This window comes from Williamsia sp. z34 (assembly GCF_059553395.1).
This window is the reverse complement of sequence record NZ_JCANWW010000002.1, coordinates 202,130-227,061: the sequence shown is the minus strand read 5'-3', so window position 1 is coordinate 227,061 and position 24,932 is coordinate 202,130. Positions and strand designations below refer to the sequence as shown.

Sequence of the window (24,932 nt, the reverse complement as noted above, 5' to 3'; positions counted from 1 at the left end):
CTACGACCCCGCCCCGCCCGGTGCGACAGCGCACACGCCGTCGACCCGCCGGGGCCGGGAAACGGCGTTCAGTTCGGTGCGGCGGTGACACAGATCCCGGGCGGTCGTCATAAACTCGGTCGGTGCCCCCTTCGAAGACCCCTCCCGAATCCACGGTGGACGCTGCCACCCTGGCTGGGCTCAAGGCGGTCTCCGAGCTCTCGACGGTCACCCAGGACTATCTGAAGGTCATCTGGACCGGGCAGGAATGGAAGCCCGAGAAGATCACCACGAAGATGCTCGCCGAGAAACTCGGTGTGTCGCCGTCCACGGCTTCGGAGGCGATCCGCAAACTGGCCGACCAGGGCCTGGTGGTGCACGAACGCTACGGATCGATCACATTGACCGAGACCGGTCGCACCGCCGCGATCCTGATGGTCCGGCGGCACCGCCTGCTCGAGACCTTCCTGGTCCGGGAACTCGGATACAGCTGGGACGAGGTCCACGACGAGGCAGAGGTTCTCGAACACGCGGTCTCCGAACGGTTCATGGCCCGACTGGACTCCAAACTCGATCATCCGACGCGCGACCCGCACGGCGATCCGATCCCGTCGATCGACGGTTCGGTGCCCACTCCCGACGCCTCGCTGCTGGCAGATCTGGAGGTCGGTGCCGGCGGACGCATCGCGCGGATCGCCGATACCGATCCGGAGATGCTGCGGTACTTCGATTCCGTCGGTATCGCGCTGGACCGCAGAGTGGTCATCCGCGAACTCCGGCCCTTCGCCGGGACCATCGAGATCAGCATCGACGAAGGCGCGCCCATCGACCTGGGAGACATTGCCGCCCGGGCGATCTGGCTCGTCACCGCTTAGCCGCCCCCGCCCGTGCCCGGCGAACCGGGGTCGCGCGGCAGTTCAGCAAGCCAGGTGTCGACCGCGCGTTGTGAGCGCAACCGGACGACAACGAGGTGCGGATACTCCGAGGCGATCCGCGGCACGAGGTCGGTGTACTTGTGCCGGGTGGTGACCGCCCACCGAAGGACGTGCATGCGGTCGGTCAGAATCACTCGGAGCGGCGGTTCGACATTGCCGTTCCAGAGCACTTCGCGGCGCAATCGGCGGCGCACGGTCCGCCGCAGCAGCCGCGGGAATGTGGTGCGCCAGAACGGGAGATCGAGCCAGACCAGGAGTTCGGCGTGCTGCGCGAGGACCCGTCGCGCACTCGCATACTGCCACTCGGTGACCCACGACCCGGTGCCGACGAGCGCGCGTACGTCGTCGCCGAACTCGGTCCGCGGCGTCCAGTTCGGCCCATGGAAGAGGGCATCGATCTCGGTGTGGGGCACGCCGATCACCGTCGAGATCCGTCCGGCCAGAGTGGTCTTGCCCGAGCCCGACACGCCGGCCACAAGAACGCGTCTCGGGCGTTCTCCCGGGTTCACCGGCCGCGTAGGGTCGCCGGTCGCACCACCATGACCGAACTCGCGCGACGGCCCTTCTCCTGTAGTAGCGCAATGGTGTGACCGTCCGGGTCGATGGCGGCGTAGGTCCCGTCCATCCCGATCGGCTCGAGCCACCGGCCCTGACTGATCGATTCTGCCTCTTCGGCGCTGATGTACCGGTGCGGGAAGGCGAACTGCGCGGCCGCATCGATGTCGAGGGAGACACCCGGCTCATCGGCGACCTCTTCGAGGGTGCGGGCGACGCCGAGTCCGAACGGTCCGACCCGGGTGCGCCGCAACGACGTCAGGTGTCCCCCGACCCCCAGCGCGCTTCCGAGATCGCGGGCCAGTGACCGGATGTACGTGCCGGCCGAGCATTCGACCTCGACGTCCACATCGGTGTACGTGACCGCGTCGGGATCGTCGTCGCCGGGCGGCACCACCCGAACCTCCCCCACCTCGAAGCGGGAGACGGTGACCGGCCTGGCCTTCAATTCGAACTCCGTGCCGTCACGCACCAGCGCATGCGCGCGGCGGCCGTCGACCTTGATGGCACTGACCCGGGCCGGGATCTGACTGATGTCGCCGGTCAACACGGCAATCTGCTCGGTGATCTGTTCGACGTCGATGTGCCGGGCGTCGGCCGACGAGATGATCTGGCCCTCGGCGTCATCGGTGTCCGTCGCGGCCCCGAGACGGATGGTGGCCGTGTACGCCTTGGTGGTCAACGACAGCAGGCCGAGCATCTTGGTGGCCCGCTCGACCCCGATCACCAGCACGCCGGTGGCCATCGGATCAAGTGTGCCTGCGTGCCCGACTTTCCTGGTCTTGAGCAGCTTTCGGCACCGGGACACCACGTCGTGACTGGTCAGTCCCTGGGCTTTGTCGACGATCAGCAGGCCGGCACCGTCCAGGCCCGAACTCGGTTGGGTCATAGCGAGATCACCGCGATGATCAGTCCGCCCTCGACAAGCCAGCGGCCGTCGAAACGCAGCAGCGGTTCGCCACCGTCGATGGTGGCCCCATCGACAAGCAACTCGCTGCGAAACGTACCCATGCTCTTCGTCTCCGTCTGTTCGAACGTGATGTGTGCGTCCTCGAAACCCAGCCAGCGCTTCGTCAGCGGGAACCAGGCCTTGTACGTTGCCTCCTTGGCGCAGAACAGGAGTCGATCCCAGTGCACGGAGTCGTCGCGGGTGGCGAGGACCTCACGCTCGGGTTCCAGACTCACCGCGTCGAGCACCCCCTCTGGCAGGGGCGCGTGTGGCTCGGCATCCACACCGAGTGACCGCACCTGCATCGAGTACCCGGCGATGGCGGCGCGGTACCCGTCGCAGTGGGTGAGGCTGCCGACCACCTGGCGCGGCCACAACGGCTCGCCCTTCTCGCCACGCAGGATCGGCACCGGTTCGATGCCCAACTGGCCCAGAGCTTCTCGCGCGCAGTTCCTCGTGGTCACGAACTCTTTGCGGCGCTTCTCCACGGCCCGTGCGATCAGTCCGGCCTCGGCGGCCAGGGGTGCAACATCGGGCATCTCACCAAACGATTCGGCCACCGCAACCCCGGAGGGCAACAGCTTTTCGATCATGGTGTCCCGCCTCGTTCCTGTTCACGCTGCGCTCTGCGCGCCTTGATGTCTTCCCGCTTGCGCGTCAATTGTTCGGCGAACTCGGCGGCTCGCTCCCGATAGTCGGGGGGCAATTCGAACCGGGCCCCGTGTTCGGGCAGGTGCTCGGGCCGCAACCCCTCGTCCGGCGCGATCTTGCGGAGCAGGGGTTCGGGCAGACCCCGCCGATTCCATTCGCGGGGATAGCCGACCGAGACCTCTTCGAAGCGGACGTCGTCGTACCAGGTGGTCCGCGGGATGTGTAGGTGTCCGTACACGCAGCACGACGCGTTGTACCGGGTGTGCCAGTCCGCGGTCAGTTCACTGCCACACCACAGCGCGAACTCCGGATACATGAGCGCGTCGGTCGGTTCGCGCCGCAACGGCCAGTGGTTGATGAGTACTTTCGGCTCGGTCCGGTCGAGTTGATCCAACCGCTTGCGGGTCAGTTCGATCCGGGCGCGTCCCCATGCGTCACGCGTCGGATAGGGCTCGGGCGAGAGCAGGAACTCGTCGGTGGCCACCACGTTGTTCTCCCGGGCCACGGCCAGCGCCTGGAGCTTGTTCGTGGTTCCCGCGGGCCGGAAGGTGTAGTCGTACAACAGGAACATCGGCACCACACGTACCGGGGTCGAACCATCCCCGGCGTCGAAGAGCGGATAGATGTCCTCGGGGGTGAGGACGCCGAGGTCGCGGCACATCTGGACGAGGTAGTCGTATCGCGCCACCCCGAAGATCTGCATCGGATCCTTGGCGGTGGTGTACAGCTCGTGGTTGCCCGGGACCCAGATCACGGTCTGGAACCGGGCCTTGAGGCGGCGCAGCGTGTCGGACAGGTCGTCGGTGCGCTCACTGACGTCGCCGGCGACGATCAGCCAGTCGCCTTCGCTCTGCGGCTGGATCCTGTCGATCACCGATTCGTTGCCGCGATGTGCGACATGTAGGTCACTGATCGCCCACAATGTCGCCATGGATATCCCTTCGCGCGCGCCTTCGGGGCGGGTTTGCCCCAACACGCGAGGGTAGTCGACTACCGGGCGGTGCTGTGTCCGGCCTCGTCGGTGGACGGCGTCACCAGCTGTGCTGCGACGCTGTGGTAGCGGTCGCCACCGACCCCCTCGATCCACCACCGGACACCGGCGGCCGGTAACCGGCCCCCGCTGTCGACAACCCATCGCCGGTAGACGTCATCGGTCAGATCGACGGCCACGTCCGCACCCCAGCCCTTCCCTGCCGACCGTTCGAGCACCCGCCATCCCTGCTGGAATCGCGAACCGACCGCCGGCCTGAAGCGGCCGGCCACCGCGCTCAGCATGTTCAGCAACCGGTAGGGACCTTTGAGGGTCTTGTGCAGCATCACGTCCTGCGGTTCGGTGACGAGGCGACTGTCCGCGAACACCAGTCCGGCCGCGCGCGCCTCGCCGACCATCCACTTCAACGATCTGTTCGCCAGCTCGTACTCTTTGTACCCTCCGCCGACGTCGCTGTGAACACCGTCGAACCAGAGCTGTTTGACGTCGGGTGTCGCGTTGTTCTTGTCGTTTTCCGTCCACAGTGCGGGCGCAAACGACCGTCGACGCTCGTGAATCGCCAAGGCGTGCCTGGCCGTCGCGACCTGGGGCGTCAACGACACATTGTGGAACTGGTACTTCCTTCGGGTCACGCCCGGCACACCCAGCGTGCCGACGGTGTCGAACACGCCGAGGAACCGGACGATGACGTCATTTTCGTCGTAACAGTCCGTCCGGAAGTCGGCCAGATCCCTGGCCCAGCCGGCGGTGGGCTTCTTCCCCTCGGCCGGGCGCCCCCGGTAGAGCGGCATCACATCCGGCAGTTTGCCCTTCGCCAATCCGTCAGGGGTGAGCAGACCGATCGCATCGATCATCCCCACCAGACTCCGCGCGGTGTAGGCACCGCGACTGAATCCGAAGACATAGACCTGGTCTTCTTTTTCGTAATTGAGGGCCAGAAACCGGTAGGCCCCGACGATCGCCGCGTCGAGTCCCAGCCCGAAGGCGCCACCGACCAGCTTCTCGAACTTCGTGGCACCGGTACCGACTCCGGCGGCGTAGTAGACGATCTGAACAGGACGTCCTGTCGGCGTGGTCTCGATGGAGCGGGCGATTCTCTCGATGTTCGAGACGTCCTTGTCATCGGCGTTCTTCCACGTGCCGTCGCAGCACACCACCAGGTTCTTCAATCCCGTTCCCTCCCGGCGAGCAGTTGTCAGTTCTCGTTTTTCAGCAACGTCGCCAGGTCCGCACGGTCGGAGAGATCGAGTTTGGTGCAGGCCCGGTAGATGTGGCCCTCGACAGTGCGCACCGAGACCGTCAGCCGTTCGGCGATCGCCTTGTTCGACAAACCTGCCGCAACAAGCGTGGCGATCTCGCGTTCCCGCGCGGTCAGCGGCAACGGATGAGCGGCCGCGATCATGGCCGGCGTCCTCAGACCGCCGCATTCCGCGGAGAGCCGGGACGCAGTGGACGCCGAGGTCGCCATCGCCGACCGATTGCCGGCGGCGTCGTGAACGGTGGCAGCCTGCGCGGCGGCGTCGGCGGCCGAGACGAGCGACCCGATCTGCGCGAACTCACCGGCACTCCGGTCGAGTGCGGCGCCGTCCCCGGCTGCCACGGCAGCGGCGTGCCGGGCGTACGCATCGACCAGCACACCGTCGATTTCGCCGGCCAGTTCGGTCAGGCGCAGCGCGGCGGTCTCATCACCGAAGCGGGCCGCGGCGTGCAACGCCTCGGCCTCGACGCTGTATTGGCCGGCGTCGGCCGCCTGCTCGGCCGCCGCACGCGCAACCGAGATCGCTTCGCCGGTCACCCCTTGCGCCGCCGCGAGCCACGCGGCGGTGAGCTGGACCTGTGGGCCGAACACCGTCACGTAGCGACCACTGCGCTTCTGGGCATCGGTCAGGACGCGGAGCGCGTCGGCATCGCGTCCCAGCGCTGAATAGCATTGGGACAGCATGATTCTCGCCGGGAACGTCCAGGCCGCCGCGGAGGTGGTCTCCAGCGCGGCCAGCGACTGCTCGAAACGGCCGGCGGCCGATTCGAGTCGACCTCGGGACAGGTCCACCAGACCCATGACGGTGGTGGCTATCGCCCAGCCCAGGAACTGACCCGCGGCGTTGAACTGCAGATTGCGGCCCGCCTCCTCCTCGGCCTTGTCGAACTGCCCGGTGTAGACCAGGCCCAGAACGCCGCCGTATCCCGCCATGAACTTCAGCAAACCGTCGGTTTTCAGTTCCACTTCCCGGCCGCGGGCGGAGATCTCGGCAACCTCGGAACCGCGTCCACTCAGTGCCCGCGCCCAGCCACCGCCGAAACATGCCCATTCCAGTGCCCAGGGAGAGGTCTGCGGCGCCTCGAGTACCCGCTGCGAGCGCTCCAGGGCCTCGTCGAGGCGCCCCTCGAACAGGGCGCAGGCCGATGCAATGCCGTCGACCGCCTGCACCAGCACCGGATGATCGACCCGCTCGGACACCGACGCGAGCACCTCATCGGCGCGGCGGCTCTCGCCCATCGACCACAGCAGGTTGCTGATGCGGGTCAAACCCCAGTGCACCAGCTGCACCGGATCCATGTCGTCCGGGTCGAAGGCGGTCAGAGTCTCCTCGGCGGCCTCGGTGCGCCCCTGCCACAGCAGCGCCCGGGCGAGCAGGTTCGCCGCGATGAGACCTCCACCACCGTCGAGCGCGGCCTGCGCAAAACGTTCGCCCTGTGGCACATTCGCCAACGAGATCGCGTCGTTGGCCGCCTCGCAGAGCAACCCGGCGTCCACCTTTTCGTCACTGTCGAGGGAGAGCTCGGCCAGCCGGATCCGCTCGGCCGGGCCACCGACCTCGCGGCCGGCCAGTGCTTTCACCAGCTGACCACGTAGCCGGCGGGACGAGGCGATACCGAGCCGACGCCGGATCACGTCACCGAACAGTGGATGCGTGTAGTGGACGTTGAACCGCGAACCCTCACGAGCCACCCGGATCAGTCCCCGGGATTCGGCGTCGTCGACCGCCGCGTCGCCGGCGAGTTCACTCAGGACATCCATGTCCAACGGTTCGCAGAACGTCAGGAGTTTGAGCACCTGCAGGGAGGCGTCGTCGAGCTGATCGATCCGGCTCTCGAGCAAGGACGCCAGCTCCGAGGTGACCGCGGCCCGTCCCCGGAGCTGCCACACCCCGCGGACCTGCCGCAACGCGCCGGACTCGAGTGCACCTTCGACGAGGTGATGCAGAAACAGGGCGTTGCCGCCGGAGGCGTCCCAGATGACGTCGGCACTGAGCCCTTCGAGATGGCCACCGAGGACCGATTCGATCAACTCGACACTCTGCTCTTTGGAGAACGGTGAGAGCACCAGCCGCACGAGGTGCCGGTCTTTCCAGAGCGAGGTCACCGCATCGGGTACCACCTCACCGCTGCGGACCGTGGCGATGATCCGGACGGCCCGATCGATGGCGAGCTGGTGCAGCAACGTCGCCGACAGCTCGTCGAGTAGATGCGCGTCGTCGACGCCGATCACCGTGTCGCCCCCGGCCAGCAGGGCCGCACGGGCAGCGGACATGAACGTCACCGGATCGGTGGACGTCGCCGGTCCGACCAGATGTGCAAAGGCGCCGAGCGGGATGCTCCGCGCCGATTCGGTTCCGGCCACCCAGCGCACCTGCCCGGACATCGTCCCGGTGGCATAACGAGCCAGGGTGGTCTTGCCCACGCCGGGTTCACCCGTGAGGACAACACCGAGGTCGGGTGCCTCGGACGCGAGAGCCGACTGGATCGTCTTGAACTCCCGCTCGCGTTCTATCAACGGCCATGTGCGAGCCACGGATAAATACTAGGCCGCAAACATCCAGGTTGGAGGTTAACTTTGGGGCGAATGCACGTTCGCAACCTCGGTCCACCGACCACCACGCACCCGCCACACACCTGTGATCAGTCGAAGTGCCATGAAAACGACCAATCCCGACCAGATCCCGGCCAGGCCCCAATCGAAGATCAACGACAGCCAGATCAGCGGAAAGAATCCGAACAGTGCACACGCCAGGGTCGCATTTCTCAGAAATGCCGCGTCGGCGCTGCCCAGGAGAACGCCGTCGAGTGCGAATACCACACCGGCCACCGGCAGCATCGCGACGAAGAACCACCATGGTGTGCCGACGGCGTCGAGGACGTCGGCATCAGCGGTGAAGATTCTCGGGACCAGCGAACTCCCCAGCGCAAACGCCACAGCCAGGACGATCGAGACCCCCACCGACCACTGGGTCACGCGGCGGGTGACCCGCCAGGCGGCCGGAACCTTGCCGGCCCCGAGCGCCGCGCCGACCAACGCCTGCGCGGCAATGGCGAAGGAATCGAGCAACAGCGCAACGAAGTTCCACAGTTGCAGTACCAGTTGGTGCGAGGCCACCGCCGCCACCCCGAAGCGGCTTGCCACCGCGGCTGCGGAAAGGAAACAGATCTGGAAGGACAGACTCCGCAGGATCAGGTCACGTCCCAGAGACAGCTGCGAGACGATGACCGACCACCGGGGGCCACGACCAGACACATGTTCTCGCTCGCATTCGGCGACCACCCGCACCGCGAACAACATTCCGGCGACACTCTGCCCGACCACGTTCGCCACCGCGCTGCCCTCGAGCCCCATCTCAGGTGCCCCGACCAGGCCATGGACCAACAGTGGACACAGAACGGCCGAGATACCGAGTCCGACAACCACATAAACGATCGGCCGTCGGGTGTCCTGCACACCCCGCATCCATCCGTTCCCGGCCATCGACAGCAGAATCAGAGGCACCCCGCAGACCGCGATCCGAAGCCAGCCGGTCGCCTCCTGCGCCACCGATCCCCCACCGGTCAACACGTCCAGAATCCACGGCGCACCGAGTTGAACCACCGCGACGATGGCGGCGCCCACCCCGAGCGCGATCCAGGTCGCCTGCATACCTTCGAACACCGCACCGGCGCGATCACCGGCGCCGAACTTCTGTGCGGCGCGGGCAGTGGTGCCGTAGGACAGGAATGTCAGCTGGGTGCTGACGACCCCCAACACCAGGACACCGACGCCCAGGGCGGCGAGATCGGTCCCACCGAGGCGCCCCACCACCGCCAGATCGAGCATCAGATACAGCGGTTCGGCGATCAGGACCACCAGGGCCGACATGGACAGCCGCAGGATCCGTCTATTGGTCGGATCGGTTTCCGGCGCCGATTCTGCGTCGCCGGAGATCCCGGATTCGGTGCTCACACCGAGGCGAGGAACTGCCCGACCACCTCGGCGGCGGTCCCGGATGCGCCGAAGCCGGCCGCGAGCCGATGACCTCCGCCACCATGCACCAGGGCTATGGGCACGAGATCAACCTTCGACTTCGCCCGCATCGACACAGTCCACTGGCCGGGGGAAGATTCTTTGAACACCACGGCGACCTCGGCTTCGGCGGTGGTCCGCACGATGTCGACCACGCTTTCACTTTCTTCCCAGCCCAATTGGGCTGTCGAAGCATGGTCCACCACCGCGTACACCAACCCGAGACCGTCAAAGGCGGTCTCCACCAGTACCGCGGACCCCAGCGCCGAGGCGACCATGGACAGCCAGGCAAAGCGGTGGGTATCGAGCAGAGTTCTGGTCCATCTGCGACCGTCGACACCGACCTCGAGCATGCGCGCCGCGATCAGGTGCGAGCTCGGCCGACCCCATTTGAAGGAGCCGGTGTCGGTGACCACGCCGGCGTAGATGCAGGTCGCCATGTCGAGCCCGACATCGACACCGAGCGCGTCGATGATCGACAGGACGAGCTCGGCGGTGCAATCAGCTTGTGGATCAACATAATTGACCGTGCCAAAACCGTCGTTGGACACGTGATGATCGATGACGATCGAATGCGTCGCCGACTCGACCACCGACGACAAGGCCTCGAGACGGTAGATGCTCGCGCAGTCGACGGCCACCACGACGGGGTATCCGACGACATCGGTGGAGTCGATGATCAGATCTGCGCCGGGTAGTTGGGCAAGCGCGGTCGGCAGCTCCGTCGGTCCGGCGAAACTGACCTCGACGACGGCACCGAGTTGCCGCAACGCCTCCGCCATGGCCAGACCGCTGCCGATCGTGTCGGCATCGGGCCGGGTATGGCACAGAACAGTGACCTCCGGAGCCGCCGACAAGATCTCGGCGACAGAGCGCAAGATCTCGTCGGACGGAACCCGAGTGGTACTCACCGCAGGCCTGAGCCCGGGGCTTCGTCCCCGGAATCCTCGTCCTCGTCGTCGGCCCGCGGTTCACGGTAGGGGTCGGCGTCACCGGCCGGAGCGGCGTCACGCGCGAGGCGGGCCACCTCTTCGTCCTGAAGACGGGCACGCTCGAGCAACTCTTCCATCTCCCGCGCGGTGTCGGGGATCCGGTCGAGAACGAAGCTCAGCGTCGGGGTGAACCGAACACCGGTCCCCGCACCAACTTTGGACCGCAGGACTCCGGTGGCCTTGGCCAATCCGGCCGCGGCGGACGCATAGTCGGGCGGTGTATCAAGCGATGGACCCATCACCGTGTAAAAAATCGTCGCCTCATGGAGGTCACCGGTGACCTTGGCATCGGTCACCGTCACATAGGCGAGCCGGGGATCCTTGATCTCACTCGCGATCGCCGAAGCGACGATCGTCGAGATCCGCTTGGCCAGCCGCTGTGCCCGTGCTGGGTCTGCCATGGCAGCTCACTCTCCTGATTTCCGGTGTATCCGGCCGCCGGCCGGACCACCCATTGTCTCTCATCCGCAATCGGTCGTACCGCAACGACATCGCCGGGCGTCGTTGCCGCGAGCACTTTCAATCGTCGCTGCCGCGAACGGTTTCAATCGTCGCTGCCGCGAACGGTTTCAATCGTCGCTGCCGCGAACGGTGCGTCGAACCGACAGTACTTCGATCTCGGGGCGACCCGAGACCAACGCCTCGCAGGCATCGAGCACCTCGCCGACGTGCCGGGAGTCGCCGGCAACTGCGGCGACCCCGATCCGGGCACGGCGGTGAAGGTCGTGATCGTCCACCTCGGCGACCGACACCCGCAGACGCGCCAGTGATGCGACGATTGGTCGCACCACTGAGCGCTTCTGCTTGAGTGAGTGGATGTCGCCGAGAAGTAGGTCGATTTCCAGTGAACCGACGAACATCTCAGCCTGCCGGGACGATCAGTCCCGTGCCTTCTCCCGCAACTCGTAGCTCTCGATCACGTCGTCGACCTTGATGTCGTTGTACGAGATCGTCAGACCACATTCGTAACCGTCGCGAACCTCGGTGACATCATCCTTCTCGCGCTTGAGCGAGGTGATGGTGAGGTTCTCGGCGATGACCTTGTTGTCACGCAGCAGACGCGCCTTGGCGTTGCGCCGCATGATTCCCGAGGTGACCAGACAACCGGCGATGTTACCGACCTTGGACGACCGGAAGATCGCCCGGATGTCGGCCCGACCCAGCTCGACCTCTTCGTAGACCGGCTTGAGCAGACCCTTGAGGGCGCTCTGGATCTCGTCGATGGCCTGGTAGATCACCGAGTAGTACCGGATGTCCACGCCTTCACGGTTCGCCAGCTCCGTCGCCTTGCCCTCGGCCCGGACGTTGAACCCGATGATGATCGCGTTCGACGCCGACGCCAGGTTGACGTTGGTCTCGGTGACGCCACCGACACCGCGGTCGATGACGCGCAACTGCACCTCGTCGTCGATCTCGATGCCCATGAGGGCCTCTTCGAGGGCTTCCACGGTTCCCGAGTTGTCACCCTTGAGGATCAGGTTCAGCTGTGAAGTCTCCTTCAGTGCCGAATCCAGATCTTCCAGGCTGATCCGCTTGCGGCTGCGTGCGGCCAGCGCGTTGCGCTTACGCGCATTGCGGCGATCCGCGATCTGCCGGGCGATCCGGTCCTCGTCGACCACGAGCAGGTTGTCACCTGCGCCGGGGACCGACGTGAAGCCGATGACCTGGACGGGGCGCGACGGGGTGGCCGCGGTGACGTCTTCGCCGTGCTCGTCGACCATCCGACGGACGCGTCCGTAGGCGTCGCCGGCCACGATCGAGTCGCCGACGTGCAGCGTTCCGCGCTGGATGAGCACGGTGGCCACCGGTCCACGGCCGCGGTCGAGGTGCGCCTCGATGGCAACACCCTGGGCGTCCATGTCCGGGTTGGCCCGCAGGTCGAGCGAGGCATCCGCGGTCAGCAGCACTGCTTCGAGCAGTGCGTCGATGTTGGTGCCCTGCTTGGCCGAGATGTCGACGAACATCGTCTCGCCACCGAAGTCTTCGGCAACCAGCCCGTATTCGGTGAGCTGGGCACGAATCTTCTGCGGATCGGCGCCTTCCTTGTCGATCTTGTTGACCGCCACGACGATCGGCACGTCGGCCGCTTGTGCGTGGTTGATCGCCTCGACCGTCTGCGGCATGACGCCATCGTCGGCTGCGACCACGAGGATCGCGATGTCGGTGGCCTTCGCACCACGGGCACGCATGGCGGTGAACGCCTCGTGACCGGGGGTGTCGATGAAGGTAACCAGTCGCTCGTTGCCGTCCAGTTCGGTGAGGACCTGGTAGGCGCCGATGTGCTGGGTGATGCCACCGGCCTCGCCCTCACGGACGTTGGCCTTACGGATCGTGTCGAGCAGTCGGGTCTTACCGTGATCGACGTGACCCATGACGGTCACCACCGGCGGACGCTGCTCGAGATCTTCCTCGCCGCCCGCGTCCTCGCCATAGGTGAGGTCGAAGGAGTCGAGCAGTTCGCGATCCTCGTCTTCCGGGCTGACGACCTGGACGACATAGTTCATCTCGCCGCCGAGCAGCTCCAGCGTCTCGTCGTTGACCGACTCGGTCGCCGTGACCATCTCGCCGAGGTTGAACAAGGCCTGCACAAGTGCTGCCGGGTTCGCGTTGATCTTGTCCGCGAAATCGGAGAGCGAGGCTCCACGGGCAAGGCGAATCGTTTCGCCGTTGCCACGTGGCAACCGGACGCCGCCGACTGCGGGAGCCTGCATGCTCTCGTACTCGGCGCGTTTTGCCCGCTTCGACTTGCGTCCACGACGAACTGCACCACCGGGACGACCGAACGCGCCGGCTGCGCCGCCACGACCACGGCCACCGCCACCGGGACGACCCCGGAATCCACCGGGAGGGCCACCGGTCGGAGCACCGGTCGGAGCTCCGCCGCCGCCGCCTGCGCCACCGCGGTAGCCACCGCCACCACCGGCACCACCGGGACGACCGCCGCCGCCACCGGGTCCACCGCGGCCTCCGCCGGGTCCACCACGTGCGCCGCCGGGTCCTCCGGGACCGCTGGGGCGAGCCGAACGGGCCGGCATCGCACCCGGGTTGGGGCGAGGAGGCATGCTACCGGGGCTGGGACGGGGTCCGCCCTGACCGGGTGCGGGACGGGGACCGCCCTGACCCGGAGCCGGTCGGCCACCGCCGGCACCTGCACCTGCACCTGGGCCGGGACGCTGGCCCCCGCCTGGGCGGGGTCCGCCGGCACCCGGTGCCGGACGCGAAGCGGGGCGTTCGACCGGTGCTGCACTCGAATAAGGGTTGTTGCCGACGCGCGGGGCACGCGGGCCGGGCTTGGGGCCACCGGGACGCGGCGCCTGAGCCGGACGTGCCGGAGGTGTCGCGGCCGGGGCTGCTGCTGCTGCGGCGGCCGGGGCCTCGGGCGCAGCTGGAGCCGGTGTGCTCTTCGGAGCAGCCGGTGCGGGTGCACTCGGCGCCGGTGCGCTCGAGACGGGCTTCGACGGGGCCGGAGCCTGCGCAGCGGGGCGCGGGGCCGGGGTCGGAGCTGCCTTCGGCGCGGGAGTCGGCCGTGCACCGGGCTTGGCGCCGGTGGACGGTGCTGCCGGAGCACCTGCACCTGCACCTGCATTGCTGGTGGATACCGGTCCGGGACGGGCTCCGCCCGGTTTTGCCTGTGATGGTTTACCGGCCGGGGCGTTGCCTCCGGCGGTTGCTGGCTGCCCTCCGGTGTTACCGGTGGGGCCGTCCTGTCCTGGGAAGGACTGGCGAAGTCGCCGGGCCACGGGGGCCTCAACGGTCGACGACGCAGATTTTACGAACTCGCCTTGCTCACTGAGACGTGCAAGCACTTCCTTGCTCGTCACTCCCAGTTCTTTGGCCAATTCATGCACGCGGGCCTTGCCTGCCACTGCTCTCCTCACTTGGAGGTCGAGCGGCATTGCCCGCTACGACCTCGGTTTACGTCCGAAACGTGCTCATCGCAAGAACTTCACGGTGTGCTCATGTCTTCTGCTACCTGTTCCTTAGTGGCCGACTGGTGTCGACCTCTCTGTTTGGCTACCGATTCGATTTCTCGACCCAGTAGATCGGAGTCGACGGTCAACCCGCCGATCCGAAATGCCCTGGCGAAGGCCTTGCGCTGAATCGCGGTTCCCAAGCAATCGGGATCCGGATGCAGCCAGGCGCCGCGCCCTGGCATGGTCTTCCGATGGTCGATCACGACCACCTTGTCACTGTTGTCGCGCCGCACGACCAACCGAACGAGTTCGGCGGCCGGGTGACACTGTCGACATCCGATGCACGTACGCATCGGCAGATTTTCGCGGTGGCGCGAAGGATCACTGTGGACCACCGGTGAGTCTACCGTCCGCAGCGAGTCAGATGCTAATGACACCCGTCTCAGCGCGTGTCCGCTCAGCTCGCACCTGCCGCAGAAGGCTCCGCATCCTCGTCGGTCTGGGCGTCGCTGCGGATGTCGATGCGCCATCCGGTCAGGCGGGCAGCCAGGCGTGCGTTCTGCCCTTCCTTGCCGATGGCCAGCGACAACTGGTAGTCGGGCACCACGACGCGGGCGGCCTTGGCCACCGGATCGACGACTGTGACCGAAACCACCTTCGACGGCGACAACGCGTTGCCGACGAACACCGCCGGGTCGTTGTCGTAGTCGATGATGTCGATCTTCTCGCCCGCGAGTTCGCTCATCACGTTGCGCACCCGCTGCCCCATCGGCCCGATGCAGGCACCCTTGGCGTTCAGACCGGGGACCCCGGTGTGGACGGCGATCTTCGAGCGGTGACCGGCTTCGCGGGCCACCGCCACGATCTCGACAGACCCGTCCTCGATCTCGGGGACCTCGAGGGCGAAGAGTTTGCGGACGAGGTTGGGATGCGTACGTGAAAGCGTGATCTGCAGACCGCGGGATCCGCGGGCGACGCCGACGACGTAGCACTTGATCCGCTCGCCGTGCACGTAGGTTTCACCGGGCACCTGTTCGGCCGGCGGCAGTACACCCTCTTGTCCGGTGGCCTCACTGCCGATGCGCACGACCACCATGCCGCGGGCGTTGGCCCGCGCGTCCTGCTGGACCACACCGCCGACGATCTCGCCCTCATGCGTGGAGAATTCGCCAAAGTTCTTGTCGTGCTCGGCATCCCGTAGACGCTGAAGGATCACCTGGCGGGCGGTGGTGGCGGCGATGCGCCCGAAACCCTCGGGGGTGTCGTCCCATTCGGAGATGACGTTGCCGTCGGCGTCACGCTCTTGGGCCATCACGCGGACCTTGCCGGACTTGCGATCGACGTCGATGTACGCGTGGGGCGCAAACCCGTCGGTGTGCCGGTAGGCCGTCAGCAATGCCGACTGGATGGTTTCGATGACGGCATCGATCGTGATGCCCTTTTCGGCCTCGATCATACGAAGCGCGGCAATGTCGATATTCATTTGTTCCCTTTCCTTCTGGCCTCGATCTGCTCGGGATCAAGACCGCACACCTCGAGTTCGGCAGCGCTGGGCTCACCGAAATCGACCTGTACAAACGCTTTGCGTACTGATGCCAATGCCACCGTCGTGGTGGCGAAACCCTTACTTGTCTTCGTGACCAGCTGCACGGTCGACTGCTCGTCGTCGAGTGCCCCGATCCGGCCGGCGACGCGCTCAGGCGGATCGGCCATGAGATCGACCACCACCTTGCGGCCCGCGGCGCGGCGCCAGTGACGCGGTTCGGTCAACGGGCGGTCAACACCCGGCGAGGTGACTTCGAGTGTGTAAGTCGGCCATGCCGCCAATGCGTCTTCGGACTCCGCACCGGACTCGTCGTCCGTGCCGTCGAGGATCGTCGAGATCGAGCGGCTCAGCTCGGCCAGTTCATCGAGTGAGGCTCCGCCATCGCGATCGACGACCAACTTCACCAGGTTCTCGGGGCCGGTTGCCACCACCGAAAGTTCCTCGACGTCGTATCCCTTGTCGGTGACCACCGGTTCGATCAGTCCACTGATCCGTTCGTGGTCGATTGCCCCGGGCATCGGTGTCTCCTCCATGTGCAGTTGTCAGGTCTTTACTCCCAACAGCTTAACGCCACCGGATGCCTGTCCTTGACCATCGACTGCGCCATCAGGTGACGAATGGGCCACAGTCGGTCACGAACCGCCGAGCGGTGCGCGCCGGTCGGCCCCCGCCCACCCGGGCTGGCACTATGACCGTTGTGACGGTCAGTGAAGTTTCGGCATCAGACGGCATTCGGGGAATCACGCCCTCCCGCCGCACATTCCTGCAATCGGCAGTGGCGCTCGCTGCGGGTGCGACGGCGATCTCCGCGCTCGCGGCCTGCGGTTCGGACTCCGGGACGACCGCGAAGCAACGACTCGCCGACCAACTACTGCCACAGGTCACCGCGGCCAACACCGACGCCGCTGCCGCGTCGGCCGCGATCGCGCTGAACCCGGATCGGGCCGCGGCACTGACGGTCATCGCCGAGCAGCGGACAGCGCATTCGATCGCTCTGACCGACGAGATCACCCGACTCGATTCCGGCCGGGCACAGACCGCGTCGAGTTCTGCCACCCCGGCCCCTGTGGTGACACCACCGACCATCGAAGAACTCCGGACACAGCTCACGGCCTCTGCGAACTCCGCCGGTAGCCTGGCCGTCGAACTCGACGGTTACGTCGCCGGCCTCCTCGGGTCGATCAGTGCCGGAACCACAACTCTTGCGGCGGTGCAGCTTTCATGACCACAACCACCGATGCGCTCACGGTCGCCCTGGCCGCGGAGAACGCTGCGATCTTCACCTACGGCGTTGTCGCGGCCTATGCGGCGCCCGCCCGCGAGCAGGCGATCAGCGAGTACACCGCGCAGCACCGCGCACTGCGGACCGAATTGGAGGCGGCCCTGACCACGGCGAAGGCGCCGGTGCCGCCGGCGGCGGCCGGGTACAACCTGCCCGTCGCGGTCACCGATCCGGTGTCGGCGCTGACGGTCGCACTGGCGGCCGAAGAGGACTGCGCCGTGTCCTATCGCGGCCTGCTCGAGCGGGCCGACGCTGCGGACAACCGCGGGCTCGGCCTTCGCGGACTGACCGACAGCGCCCTGCGGGCGGCGAATTGGCGTGTGGTCCTCCGGATCTCACCGGCAACCATCGCCCTGCCAGGCGGAGACCCAACGTAACGCAACTCGGCCCGGTCACAGACCGGGCCGAGTCGTGGAAGATCTATCAGCGGTTGGCGAGCAGTACCTCGACCGCGGAGTCCGAGGCGACCTCGATCGCCTCGCCGGTGAACCGGTCACGGATCTCGACGGTGCCGTTGGCCCATCCCCGGCCGACCACCACGACAACCGGCATGCCGAGCAGTTCGGCGTCCTTGAACTTCACGCCGGGGCTGGCCTTGCGATCGTCGAGCAGCACGGACATCCCGGCGGCATCGAGTTCGGCGGCGAGACTCTGCGCACCGGCCCAGGCCTGCTCGTCCTTGTTCGCGATCACGAGGTGGATGTCGTACGGCGCCACCGACTTCGGCCAGCGCAGGCCTTTCTCATCGTGCTGCTGCTCGGCGATGACGGCAACCATCCGCGAGACACCCACGCCGTACGAACCCTGGATCAGGCGGACCGGCTTGCCGTTCTCGCCGAGGACGTCGACCTCGAAGGCGTCTGTGTACTTGGTGCCGAGCTGGAAGATGTGACCGATCTCGATGCCGCGGGCGGCCACGAGGGTACCGACGCCGTCGGGTGACGGGTCGCCGTCGCGCACCTCGGCGGCCTCGATGGTGCCGTCGGGGACGAAGTCGCGTCCGGCAACCAGGTCGATCACGTGCTTGCCCTGTTCATCGGCACCGGTGATCCATGCGGTGCCGTCGACGACCCGCGGATCGACGAGGTAGCGGACACCGCCTGCCTGCAGCCCCTTCGGACCGATGTAGCCACGGACCAGGAAGTTGTTGGCCGCGAAGTCGGCATCGCCGATCATCTCGACGCCGGCCGGCTCCACCGCGGCTTCGAGCCGCTTCATGTCGACCTCACGGTCGCCGGGGATCCCGATCGCGAGCAGTTCGGTCTCGCCGTCGGGGTGATGCAACTTCACCACGACGTTCTTGAGCGTGTCGGCGGCGGTGAAGCCCCGGTCCGGGAAGGTCTCCTGTGCCCAGGCGACCAGGGTGTCGATGGTCGGCGTGTTGCCGGTGTCGTACACGGTGGCCGCGGGCAGACCCTCGATCGGCAGCGCCGGGGGCGCCGGGGTGACGACGGCCTCCACGTTGGCCGCGTAGCCCGACTCGGGGCTGCGTACGTAGGTGTCCTCGCCCACCTCGCTCTCGGCCAGGAACTCTTCTGACGCCGATCCGCCCATCGCACCGGACGTGGCGGCGACGATCACGTACTTGACCTGAAGCCGGCGGAAGATCTCCTGGTAGGCCTCGCGGTGCGCGTCGTAGGACGCTTTGGCACCGTCGAGATCCAGATCGAACGAGTACGAGTCCTTCATGATGAACTCGCGTCCGCGGAGGATGCCGGCGCGGGGACGCTCTTCGTCGCGGTACTTGGTCTGGATCTGATAGATCGTCAGCGGCAGGTCTTTGTAGGACGAGTACTCGCCCTTGACCAACTGGGCGAACAGCTCCTCGTGGGTGGGTCCGAGCAGCATGTCGGCGCCCTTGCGGTCCTTGAGGCGGAACAGCGCGTCGCCGTATTCGGTCCACCGTCCGGTGGTCTCGTAGGGCTCGCGCGGCAGCAGGGCCGGCAAGGAGATCTCCTGGCCGCCGATGTTGTCCATCTCCTCGCGGACGACGGCCTCGACCCGGCGCAGCACCTTCAGTCCGAGTGGCAGCCAGCTGTAGACACCGGGGGCGACGCGACGGACATATCCGGCGCGGACCAGCAACCGGTGGCTGGGCACCTCGGCGTCGGCGGGATCGTCGCGCAGAGTGCGCAGGAAAAGGGTCGACATGCGTGTGATCACGTCAGACACCTTATCCTTGTGCCGACTACGCGCCGCATCCCTGTGACCAGACCGGGTTTGGTCGGTGGCCGGGGTGGAGCGATACGGTCTATCACTGTGTTGATCGTGCTGCCCCCCTCCGAGACCAAGGCCGCAGGCGGTCGTGGTGCTCCCCTCGACCTCGACCTGCTGTCGCTGCCCTCACTGACACCGCTGCGTCGCAAGATCGCCGACGCACTGGTGACCCTGGCCGGCGACCCGGCTGCGAGTCAGAAAGCGTTGGGGCTCGGCGTTTCCCAGTTCGACGAGATCGAGCGCAACGCCCAGTTGTGGACCAGTCCCACCCGCCCGGCGATCGAGCGGTACACCGGTGTGTTGTTCGACGCCCTCGACTACAAGTCGCTGACCCGGGCCGCGAAGGGCAAGGCCGCCGACCGGCTCGCGATCGGATCTGCCTTGTTCGGTGTGGTGCGGGCCACCGACCCGATCCCTGCGTACCGGTTGTCGGCCGGATCGAAGCTCCCGGGATTCGGAACCCTCGCCGCCACCTGGAAACCCGCCCTGACCGACGCACTCGTCGGGCTGGGGGAAGACCTGATCGTCGATCTGCGGTCGGGCGGCTATCAGCAACTGGGTCCGATACCCGATGCCATCACCGTGACCGTGCTGACCGAGAACGCCAACGGCACCCGCACGGTGGTCAGCCACTTCAACAAGCATCACAAGGGTGTGCTGACGCGTTCGCTGCTCGGTTCACGCAAGCAGCTGCGGGACGTCAACTCTCTGGCCGCGGTGGCCGTCGCGGGCGGTCAGCGCGCCGAGATCAGCTCGGACCGCGAGCTGATCATCCTCACGGACTGACCGGGCACCCCCTCGGACTAGGCCGTCCACTCGTCGGGTTCGCCCGAGGTATGGGCGACTTCTTGCGCCGCCTGGCCCTCGGCCACGTCCTCCGGGGTGAAGCGCATGAACAGCACGACGATGCCGGCCGCCACGGCGATCAGCGCGCAGCAGACAAACGCCAGTCCGTAGCCGCTGGCCAATGCGTCGAGCTCGCTCGCGTTCATCTGGTCCACCGGTCCGGTGGTGCCGCCCTCGGACAAGGTGCGGCTGGTCACCATCGCGCCGACGGCGACCAGCGCGATCGCTCCGCCGAGGTTCTGGGCCACCTGGGCAAGTGCGGTCAGCGGTCCGATCTCGTTGGGGCCGACACCGGCCACGACGGACAGGGTGAGCGGGATGACGGCCATACCGACACCGGCGCCGATCACCACGACCGGGACAAAGATGTGTGGGAAGTAAGCGGGGGCATCGCGGGCGATACTCGCCGCATACGCGCAGCCGGCCACCACGACCACACCGCCGAACAGGACCAGCCAACGCGGCTGGTATCGGAGTGCGAGTTTGGAGGCGATGGCCGCCGCGGTGCCGAGTCCGAAGGCGAACGGCACCACTGCCATACCGCTCTGGATCGGCGAGTACTGCAGGATTCCCTGCAGGTACAGCGAGATGAACACCGCCATACACATGATGATGGCCCCGGCCAGGAGGATCGCGACGAGCGCCGCCACCCGGCTGCTGTTGGCGAACAGTGAGAACGGCAGGATCGGGTTCTCGGCGCGGCGTTCGACGAATACGAACGCGATCAACGAGGCCAGGCCGACGACGAGCGGGATCACCACCACCGGGCGCAGCCAGCCGCCCGGTCCCTCGTTCACCGCCAGGACGACCAGGGTGCAGCCGAGGGTGGCCAGGACCGCGCCCTTGACATCGAGGGACATCCGCTCGCCCTGCGATTCACGCAGGCACATGGCGGCCCCGAGCACGACCAGCAGGCCGATGGGCACGTTGATCAGGAACACCAGCCGCCAGGAGAGTTCGGTGAGCACACCGCCGGCGATCAAGCCGGCGACCGATCCGATGCCGGTCATCGCCGCATACACCGCAAACGCCTGATTTCGCGGCTTGCCGGGCGCGAAGGTGGTCGCGACCAGCGCCATCGCGGTCGGGGCGGCCACCGCGGCCGACGCACCCTGCAAGGCACGCCCGATGATCAGGCTGATCGGATCCCAGGCCAGGCCACAGAGCAGCGAGGTGACGGTGAACGCGGCCACACCGGCGACGAACATGCGCTTGCGGCCGAAGGTGTCACCGAGCCGCCCACCGAGCAGCATCAGGCCACCGAAGGCCAGTACATAGGCGGTGATGATCCAGGCGCCACCGCTGTCCGACAGGCCCAACGCGTTCTGGATTCTCGGGAGCGCCAGCGCGGCAACCGTGCCGTCGAGCACGACCAGCAACTGCATCCCGCCCAGCACGGCGATCTGCGGGCCCCATACCCGGGTCTGGCCGATGTCAGCGCCCACGGCTGGTGATGAGGTCATGGGGATCGAGGCTACCGGTGACCGACTCCCGCTTCACAATCATGGTTGTAACGATCGCACGATGGATCGCCTCACTCACAGCGCCGCTTCGAAACCGGCGACCGGTCCGATCACGACGATCGCGGGTGGCCGGACCCGTGCGTTCTTTGCATCCACCGCAGCATCTCCGAGCCTGGTGCGAACAACCCGCTGACTGCTCAGCGTGGCATTTTCGATGATGGCGACCGGGATGGATGCGTCACGACCGCCGTCGATCAGCGCGTCGGCGAAGATGTCCAGCCGTTCGACGGCCATCATCAGGACGATGGTCCCCCGCATCTGGGCCAGGGCCGGCCAGTTCACCAGGGAGTCGGGATGGTCGGGCGGTATGTGTCCGGAGACGACCACGACCTCGTGGGTCACGCCGCGGTGGGTCACCGGGATGCCGGCCGCCGACGGTCCGGCGATGGCGCTGGTGATCCCGGGGACCACGGTGACCGGGACGCCGGCGGCAACACAGGCTTCGAGTTCCTCGAACCCGCGACCGTAGACATACGGATCGCCGCCTTTGAACCGGACCACGAACTTTCCGGCCTTGGCGCGGTCGATGAGGACGTCGTTGATGGCCTCCTGCTTCATCGCGCGGCCGTAGGGCACCTTCGCGGCATCGATGATCTCGACGTGGGGCCCGAGTTCGGCGAGCAGTGCCGGCGGCGCGAGCCGGTCGGCGACGACGACATCGGCGGCGGCGAGCAGCCGTCGTCCGCGCACGGTGATCAGATCCGGGTCGCCGGGACCGCCACCGACCAGCGCCACACCGGCGGGTTGCCGTTCCTGGGCCGCCGCTTCGAGTCCGGCCGCACCGAGCTCTCGACCGCCGAGTGCCGAAGCGATCGCGGTGCGCACGGCTGCGGATCGGCGATGATCGCCGGCCGCCAGGACACCGATCGTGAGGTTGTCGTGGCGCAACGAGGCGGGGGTGACAGCGGTGCCGTGGCGGGCGTCGTCGGCTCGGACACAGAAGATCCGGCGCTGCTCCGCCTCGGCGACCACAGCGGCATTGACGTCCGCGTCGTCGGTACAGGCCAGGACGTACCAGGCGTCCTCGAGGTCACCGGGTTCATAGGGACGAGGGTGCAGGGTGATCCCGGGGAAGGACTCCACCGTGGGGGTGGCCTCCGGCGTGATCACGTGGATGTCGGCGCCGCTGTCGGCCAAAGTGCCGAGTCGGCGCTGGACCACCGAACCCCCGCCGATGATCACCACCCGCCTGCCAACAAGATTCAGCCCGACCAGATAATGGTCGTGGCCCATCTCGGCTGTCGATTCGGTCATGCGTAGACCGTACTGTGGGCCCGGATGACCGGCCGATCTGGACATACCCGAGCCGGACTACAGGGGTAGTTCCCCGGTCTGGCGGATCCGCGCCCACACGTCGGCGGTGGGTATCCCCTGCCGATGCGCGGCCGCGGCGATCAGCCGGGCCAGCATGCGCGAGGCGAGGTATTCGGTCTCGGTACTGTCCGCGGCTACGGCACGGATCTGGTTCCACCAGCTGATGTTCCCGCAATGTGCGGCTTCGGCCATCGAGATCACCGCATCGAACGGCACCTGGCGCTGACCGACGTTCTCGACGGTCACGACGCTGCCCGTTCCTCGCGGGCGAGGATGCGTGCCCGCGATCGTTCGAATCGGTCGACTTTGCCGTGCAGGTCGTCGAGGTACGCGGCCAGCTCGTCGCGGGTGCGTTCGCCTTCCGGACCGAAATCGGTGCGCTCGAAGATGTTCCATTTACGCAGGACCGGTTCGACGACCTCGTGTAGGTGCTGTGGAAGGTCGTAGATACCGGCTTTGGCGATCAGCATCGCGTTGCGGCGGAAGCCGGGCATCGAGGCACCGGGCATCTGGAACATCGACAACACCAGGTGGATTGCCTTGATGGTCTGATCGGGCGTCAGGTCGAGGGCCCCGGCGACGATGTTCCGGTAGAACAGCATGTGCAGGTTCTCGTCCGCGGCCACCCGCGCCAGCATCCGATCTGCGATCGGGTCACCGCACGCCTTGCCGGTGTTGCGGTGCGAGACCCGGGTCGCCAGTTCCTGGAAAGTGACGTAGGCCACCGCGAACAGCATGTCGGAGGACCGATCTCGATTCCCGTCATCGGTGGGCATCGGGTTGAAGCCCTGGGTCATGTGGATCATGCGGGCTTCTTCCAGTGCCACCGGATCGATACCGCGGGTGACGACCAGGTAGTCGCGCATCACCACGCTGTGTTTGTTCTCTTCTGCGGTCCACCGCCCCACCCAGTAACCCCAGGCGTCGTCGAGGGTGAAGTTCTGGGCGATCACCCGGTGATAGGACGGCAGGTTGTCCTCGGTCAGCAGGTTGGTGAACATCGCCGCCTTGGCCGTCTCGTCCAACGAGGACTGGCTCGGGTCCCAATCGGTTCCACCGAGTGCGGCGAAGTTCTGTCCCTGATCCCAGGGCACGAGGTCGTGGGGGTGCCAATCCTTGGACATCGCCAGATGCCGGTCGACCTCTTCTTCGCAGACGGGCAACAACTCGCGCAGCAGATCTGACCCGGACATCGTTTTCATACAATCGAGTGTGCTCCCGGACACCCACACTGCGCGTGGGTCGAAAGTCCCTGTTCACCGGGGCCATCGCCTCGTTTGTGGTGCGGTACTTTGGAATCCATGACGGCGAAAATCAGGGCGTTCCTGGTCGATGATCACGAACTGGTACGCCGCGGACTCCGCGACCTCCTCGGGACGGCCGAGGACATCGAGGTGGTCGGTGAGGCCTCAACTGTCAGTGAGGCATTGGTCGCGATCGCTGCCGCAGTACCCGACGTGGCCATCCTCGACGTCCGCCTCCCCGACGGCAACGGCGTCGAATTGTGTCGCGAAATACGCAGTGCCACACCGTCGGTGCAGTGCCTGATGCTCACCTCCTACGCCGACGACGAGGCGTTGCTCGCGGCGGTGATGGCCGGCGCCGCGGGGTTCGTGCTCAAGCAGATCCTCGGGCACAACCTGGTGGCCGCGGTGCGCACGGTCGGCACCGGTGGCTCGCTGCTCGACGCCGGGAGCACCGCGGCGTTGATGGCCAAGCTGCGGGCCGATGGCAACGGCACCGATCCGCTCGCCGAGTTGACCGGCCAGGAGCGGGAGGTGTTCGCACTTGTCGGCGAAGGGATGACCAACCGCCAGATCGCCGAGCAGATGTTCCTCGCCGAGAAGACGATCAAGAACTACGTCTCCCGGATCCTCGCCAAACTCGATCTCGAGCGGCGGACCCAGGTGGCCGTGATGGCCACCAAGTTGAAGGAGAAGACCGAGCGCAGCCGTCAGTCCTAGCG

General features: G+C 66.7%; 24 protein-coding genes. 5 read left to right on the top strand and 19 right to left on the bottom strand.

Features of this window, described 5'->3' with window-relative positions:
- Positions 1-155 precede the first annotated feature (155 nt).
- Positions 156-854 (top strand): metal-dependent transcriptional regulator, encoded by a 699-nt coding sequence (locus tag AC51GT_RS05370; protein WP_496325464.1) that lies wholly within the window; start codon positions 156-158, stop codon positions 852-854.
- On the opposite strand, the gene AC51GT_RS05365 is transcribed toward AC51GT_RS05370, so the two are convergent.
- The 14 genes from AC51GT_RS05365 to rimP all read right to left on the bottom strand — a co-directional run bounded on the left by AC51GT_RS05365 (position 851) and on the right by rimP (position 16,302).
- Positions 851-1,390: a P-loop NTPase family protein gene (locus AC51GT_RS05365; RefSeq protein ID WP_496328125.1), complete on the bottom strand. Its 540-nt coding sequence runs from the start codon at positions 1,388-1,390 to the stop codon at positions 851-853. The genes AC51GT_RS05370 and AC51GT_RS05365 overlap by 4 nt on opposite strands.
- 29 nt (positions 1,391-1,419) lie before the next feature.
- On the bottom strand, positions 1,420-2,358 hold the full coding sequence (gene truB, locus AC51GT_RS05360) for a tRNA pseudouridine(55) synthase TruB (protein ID WP_496328124.1): 939 nt from the start codon (positions 2,356-2,358) through the stop codon (positions 1,420-1,422).
- The gene (locus AC51GT_RS05355) at positions 2,355-3,011 is read right to left on the bottom strand and encodes a 4'-phosphopantetheinyl transferase family protein (protein WP_496325276.1); all 657 of its coding nucleotides are present in this window, start codon (positions 3,009-3,011) and stop codon (positions 2,355-2,357) included. The genes truB and AC51GT_RS05355 overlap by 4 nt, the downstream gene beginning before the upstream one ends.
- A complete protein-coding gene (locus AC51GT_RS05350; RefSeq protein ID WP_496328123.1) occupies positions 3,008-4,000 on the bottom strand; it encodes a metallophosphoesterase family protein in 993 nt (330 codons plus the stop codon). The genes AC51GT_RS05355 and AC51GT_RS05350 overlap by 4 nt, the downstream gene beginning before the upstream one ends.
- A gap of 59 nt (positions 4,001-4,059) precedes the next feature.
- Positions 4,060-5,229: a T6SS phospholipase effector Tle1-like catalytic domain-containing protein gene (locus tag AC51GT_RS05345; protein WP_496325278.1), complete on the bottom strand. Its 1,170-nt coding sequence runs from the start codon at positions 5,227-5,229 to the stop codon at positions 4,060-4,062.
- A gap of 26 nt (positions 5,230-5,255) precedes the next feature.
- Positions 5,256-7,853 (bottom strand): LuxR C-terminal-related transcriptional regulator, encoded by a 2,598-nt coding sequence (locus AC51GT_RS05340; protein WP_496328122.1) that lies wholly within the window; start codon positions 7,851-7,853, stop codon positions 5,256-5,258.
- Positions 7,854-7,889: 36 nt separating this feature from the next.
- Positions 7,890-9,272: an MATE family efflux transporter gene (locus tag AC51GT_RS05335; RefSeq protein WP_496328121.1), complete on the bottom strand. Its 1,383-nt coding sequence runs from the start codon at positions 9,270-9,272 to the stop codon at positions 7,890-7,892.
- Complete coding sequence (locus tag AC51GT_RS05330) at positions 9,269-10,243, bottom strand: DHH family phosphoesterase (protein WP_496325280.1); 975 nt, start codon at positions 10,241-10,243, stop codon at positions 9,269-9,271. Before AC51GT_RS05330 ends, AC51GT_RS05335 begins: the two co-directional genes overlap by 4 nt.
- Positions 10,240-10,725 carry a 30S ribosome-binding factor RbfA gene (gene rbfA, locus AC51GT_RS05325; RefSeq protein ID WP_496325281.1) on the bottom strand — a complete coding sequence of 162 codons (486 nt, stop codon included), beginning with the start codon at positions 10,723-10,725 and terminating at the stop codon, positions 10,240-10,242. The genes AC51GT_RS05330 and rbfA overlap by 4 nt, the downstream gene beginning before the upstream one ends.
- Before the next feature lie 168 nt (positions 10,726-10,893).
- Positions 10,894-11,184 carry a DUF503 domain-containing protein gene (locus AC51GT_RS05320; RefSeq protein WP_496328120.1) on the bottom strand — a complete coding sequence of 97 codons (291 nt, stop codon included), beginning with the start codon at positions 11,182-11,184 and terminating at the stop codon, positions 10,894-10,896.
- A gap of 18 nt (positions 11,185-11,202) precedes the next feature.
- Complete coding sequence (infB, locus tag AC51GT_RS05315; protein ID WP_496328119.1) at positions 11,203-14,190, bottom strand: translation initiation factor IF-2; 2,988 nt, start codon at positions 14,188-14,190, stop codon at positions 11,203-11,205.
- Positions 14,191-14,270: 80 nt separating this feature from the next.
- Positions 14,271-14,591, bottom strand: a complete 321-nt coding sequence (locus AC51GT_RS05310) for a YlxR family protein (protein ID WP_496328118.1) — start codon at positions 14,589-14,591, stop codon at positions 14,271-14,273.
- Positions 14,592-14,695: 104 nt separating this feature from the next.
- A complete protein-coding gene (gene nusA / locus AC51GT_RS05305; RefSeq protein ID WP_496325285.1) occupies positions 14,696-15,721 on the bottom strand; it encodes a transcription termination factor NusA in 1,026 nt (341 codons plus the stop codon).
- The gene (rimP, locus tag AC51GT_RS05300; protein WP_496325286.1) at positions 15,718-16,302 is read right to left on the bottom strand and encodes a ribosome maturation factor RimP; all 585 of its coding nucleotides are present in this window, start codon (positions 16,300-16,302) and stop codon (positions 15,718-15,720) included. Before rimP ends, nusA begins: the two co-directional genes overlap by 4 nt.
- Positions 16,303-16,481: 179 nt before the next feature.
- On the opposite strand from rimP, the gene AC51GT_RS05295 reads away from it, so the two are divergent.
- Both AC51GT_RS05295 and AC51GT_RS05290 read left to right on the top strand, forming a co-directional pair.
- Positions 16,482-17,009, top strand: coding sequence for a hypothetical protein (locus AC51GT_RS05295; protein ID WP_496328117.1), 528 nt, complete (start codon positions 16,482-16,484; stop codon positions 17,007-17,009).
- Positions 17,006-17,443, top strand: a complete 438-nt coding sequence (locus tag AC51GT_RS05290; protein WP_496328116.1) for a ferritin-like domain-containing protein — start codon at positions 17,006-17,008, stop codon at positions 17,441-17,443. Before AC51GT_RS05295 ends, AC51GT_RS05290 begins: the two co-directional genes overlap by 4 nt.
- A 46-nt stretch (positions 17,444-17,489) precedes the next feature.
- Here the strand turns inward: AC51GT_RS05290 and AC51GT_RS05285 are convergent, their stop codons facing one another.
- A complete protein-coding gene (locus AC51GT_RS05285) occupies positions 17,490-19,229 on the bottom strand; it encodes a proline--tRNA ligase (protein WP_496328115.1) in 1,740 nt (579 codons plus the stop codon).
- 96 nt (positions 19,230-19,325) lie between these two features.
- On the opposite strand from AC51GT_RS05285, the gene yaaA reads away from it, so the two are divergent.
- The gene (gene yaaA, locus AC51GT_RS05280; protein ID WP_496328114.1) at positions 19,326-20,069 is read left to right on the top strand and encodes a peroxide stress protein YaaA; all 744 of its coding nucleotides are present in this window, start codon (positions 19,326-19,328) and stop codon (positions 20,067-20,069) included.
- Positions 20,070-20,086: 17 nt separating this feature from the next.
- On the opposite strand, the gene AC51GT_RS05275 is transcribed toward yaaA, so the two are convergent.
- The 4 genes from AC51GT_RS05275 to AC51GT_RS05260 all read right to left on the bottom strand — a co-directional run bounded on the left by AC51GT_RS05275 (position 20,087) and on the right by AC51GT_RS05260 (position 24,168).
- Positions 20,087-21,592: an MFS transporter gene (locus AC51GT_RS05275; RefSeq protein WP_496328113.1), complete on the bottom strand. Its 1,506-nt coding sequence runs from the start codon at positions 21,590-21,592 to the stop codon at positions 20,087-20,089.
- A 75-nt stretch (positions 21,593-21,667) separates the two neighbouring features.
- Positions 21,668-22,906 carry a uroporphyrinogen-III C-methyltransferase gene (cobA, locus tag AC51GT_RS05270; protein ID WP_496328112.1) on the bottom strand — a complete coding sequence of 413 codons (1,239 nt, stop codon included), beginning with the start codon at positions 22,904-22,906 and terminating at the stop codon, positions 21,668-21,670.
- A 57-nt stretch (positions 22,907-22,963) separates the two neighbouring features.
- Positions 22,964-23,212 (bottom strand): hypothetical protein, encoded by a 249-nt coding sequence (locus tag AC51GT_RS05265; protein WP_496328111.1) that lies wholly within the window; start codon positions 23,210-23,212, stop codon positions 22,964-22,966.
- Positions 23,209-24,168 carry an acyl-ACP desaturase gene (locus AC51GT_RS05260; protein WP_496328110.1) on the bottom strand — a complete coding sequence of 320 codons (960 nt, stop codon included), beginning with the start codon at positions 24,166-24,168 and terminating at the stop codon, positions 23,209-23,211. The genes AC51GT_RS05265 and AC51GT_RS05260 overlap by 4 nt, the downstream gene beginning before the upstream one ends.
- Positions 24,169-24,267: 99 nt before the next feature.
- On the opposite strand from AC51GT_RS05260, the gene AC51GT_RS05255 reads away from it, so the two are divergent.
- A complete protein-coding gene (locus tag AC51GT_RS05255; protein ID WP_496325295.1) occupies positions 24,268-24,930 on the top strand; it encodes a response regulator transcription factor in 663 nt (220 codons plus the stop codon).
- Positions 24,931-24,932: the final 2 nt, after the last annotated feature.

Coding starts and splice junctions, on each gene's coding strand:
- truB (WP_496328124.1), bottom strand. CDS start 2,358: ATGACCCAACCGAGTTCGGGCCTGGACGGTGCCGGCCTGCTGATCGTC.
- AC51GT_RS05355 (WP_496325276.1), bottom strand. CDS start 3,011: ATGATCGAAAAGCTGTTGCCCTCCGGGGTTGCGGTGGCCGAATCGTTT.
- AC51GT_RS05350 (WP_496328123.1), bottom strand. CDS start 4,000: ATGGCGACATTGTGGGCGATCAGTGACCTACATGTCGCACATCGCGGC.
- rbfA (WP_496325281.1), bottom strand. CDS start 10,725: ATGGCAGACCCAGCACGGGCACAGCGGCTGGCCAAGCGGATCTCGACG.
- AC51GT_RS05320 (WP_496328120.1), bottom strand. CDS start 11,184: ATGTTCGTCGGTTCACTGGAAATCGACCTACTTCTCGGCGACATCCAC.
- AC51GT_RS05310 (WP_496328118.1), bottom strand. CDS start 14,591: ATGCGTACGTGCATCGGATGTCGACAGTGTCACCCGGCCGCCGAACTC.
- nusA (WP_496325285.1), bottom strand. CDS start 15,721: ATGAATATCGACATTGCCGCGCTTCGTATGATCGAGGCCGAAAAGGGC.
- rimP (WP_496325286.1), bottom strand. CDS start 16,302: ATGCCCGGGGCAATCGACCACGAACGGATCAGTGGACTGATCGAACCG.
- AC51GT_RS05290 (WP_496328116.1), top strand. CDS start 17,006: ATGACCACAACCACCGATGCGCTCACGGTCGCCCTGGCCGCGGAGAAC.
- AC51GT_RS05275 (WP_496328113.1), bottom strand. CDS start 21,592: ATGACCTCATCACCAGCCGTGGGCGCTGACATCGGCCAGACCCGGGTA.
- cobA (WP_496328112.1), bottom strand. CDS start 22,906: ATGACCGAATCGACAGCCGAGATGGGCCACGACCATTATCTGGTCGGG.
- AC51GT_RS05260 (WP_496328110.1), bottom strand. CDS start 24,168: ATGAAAACGATGTCCGGGTCAGATCTGCTGCGCGAGTTGTTGCCCGTC.
- AC51GT_RS05255 (WP_496325295.1), top strand. CDS start 24,268: ATGACGGCGAAAATCAGGGCGTTCCTGGTCGATGATCACGAACTGGTA.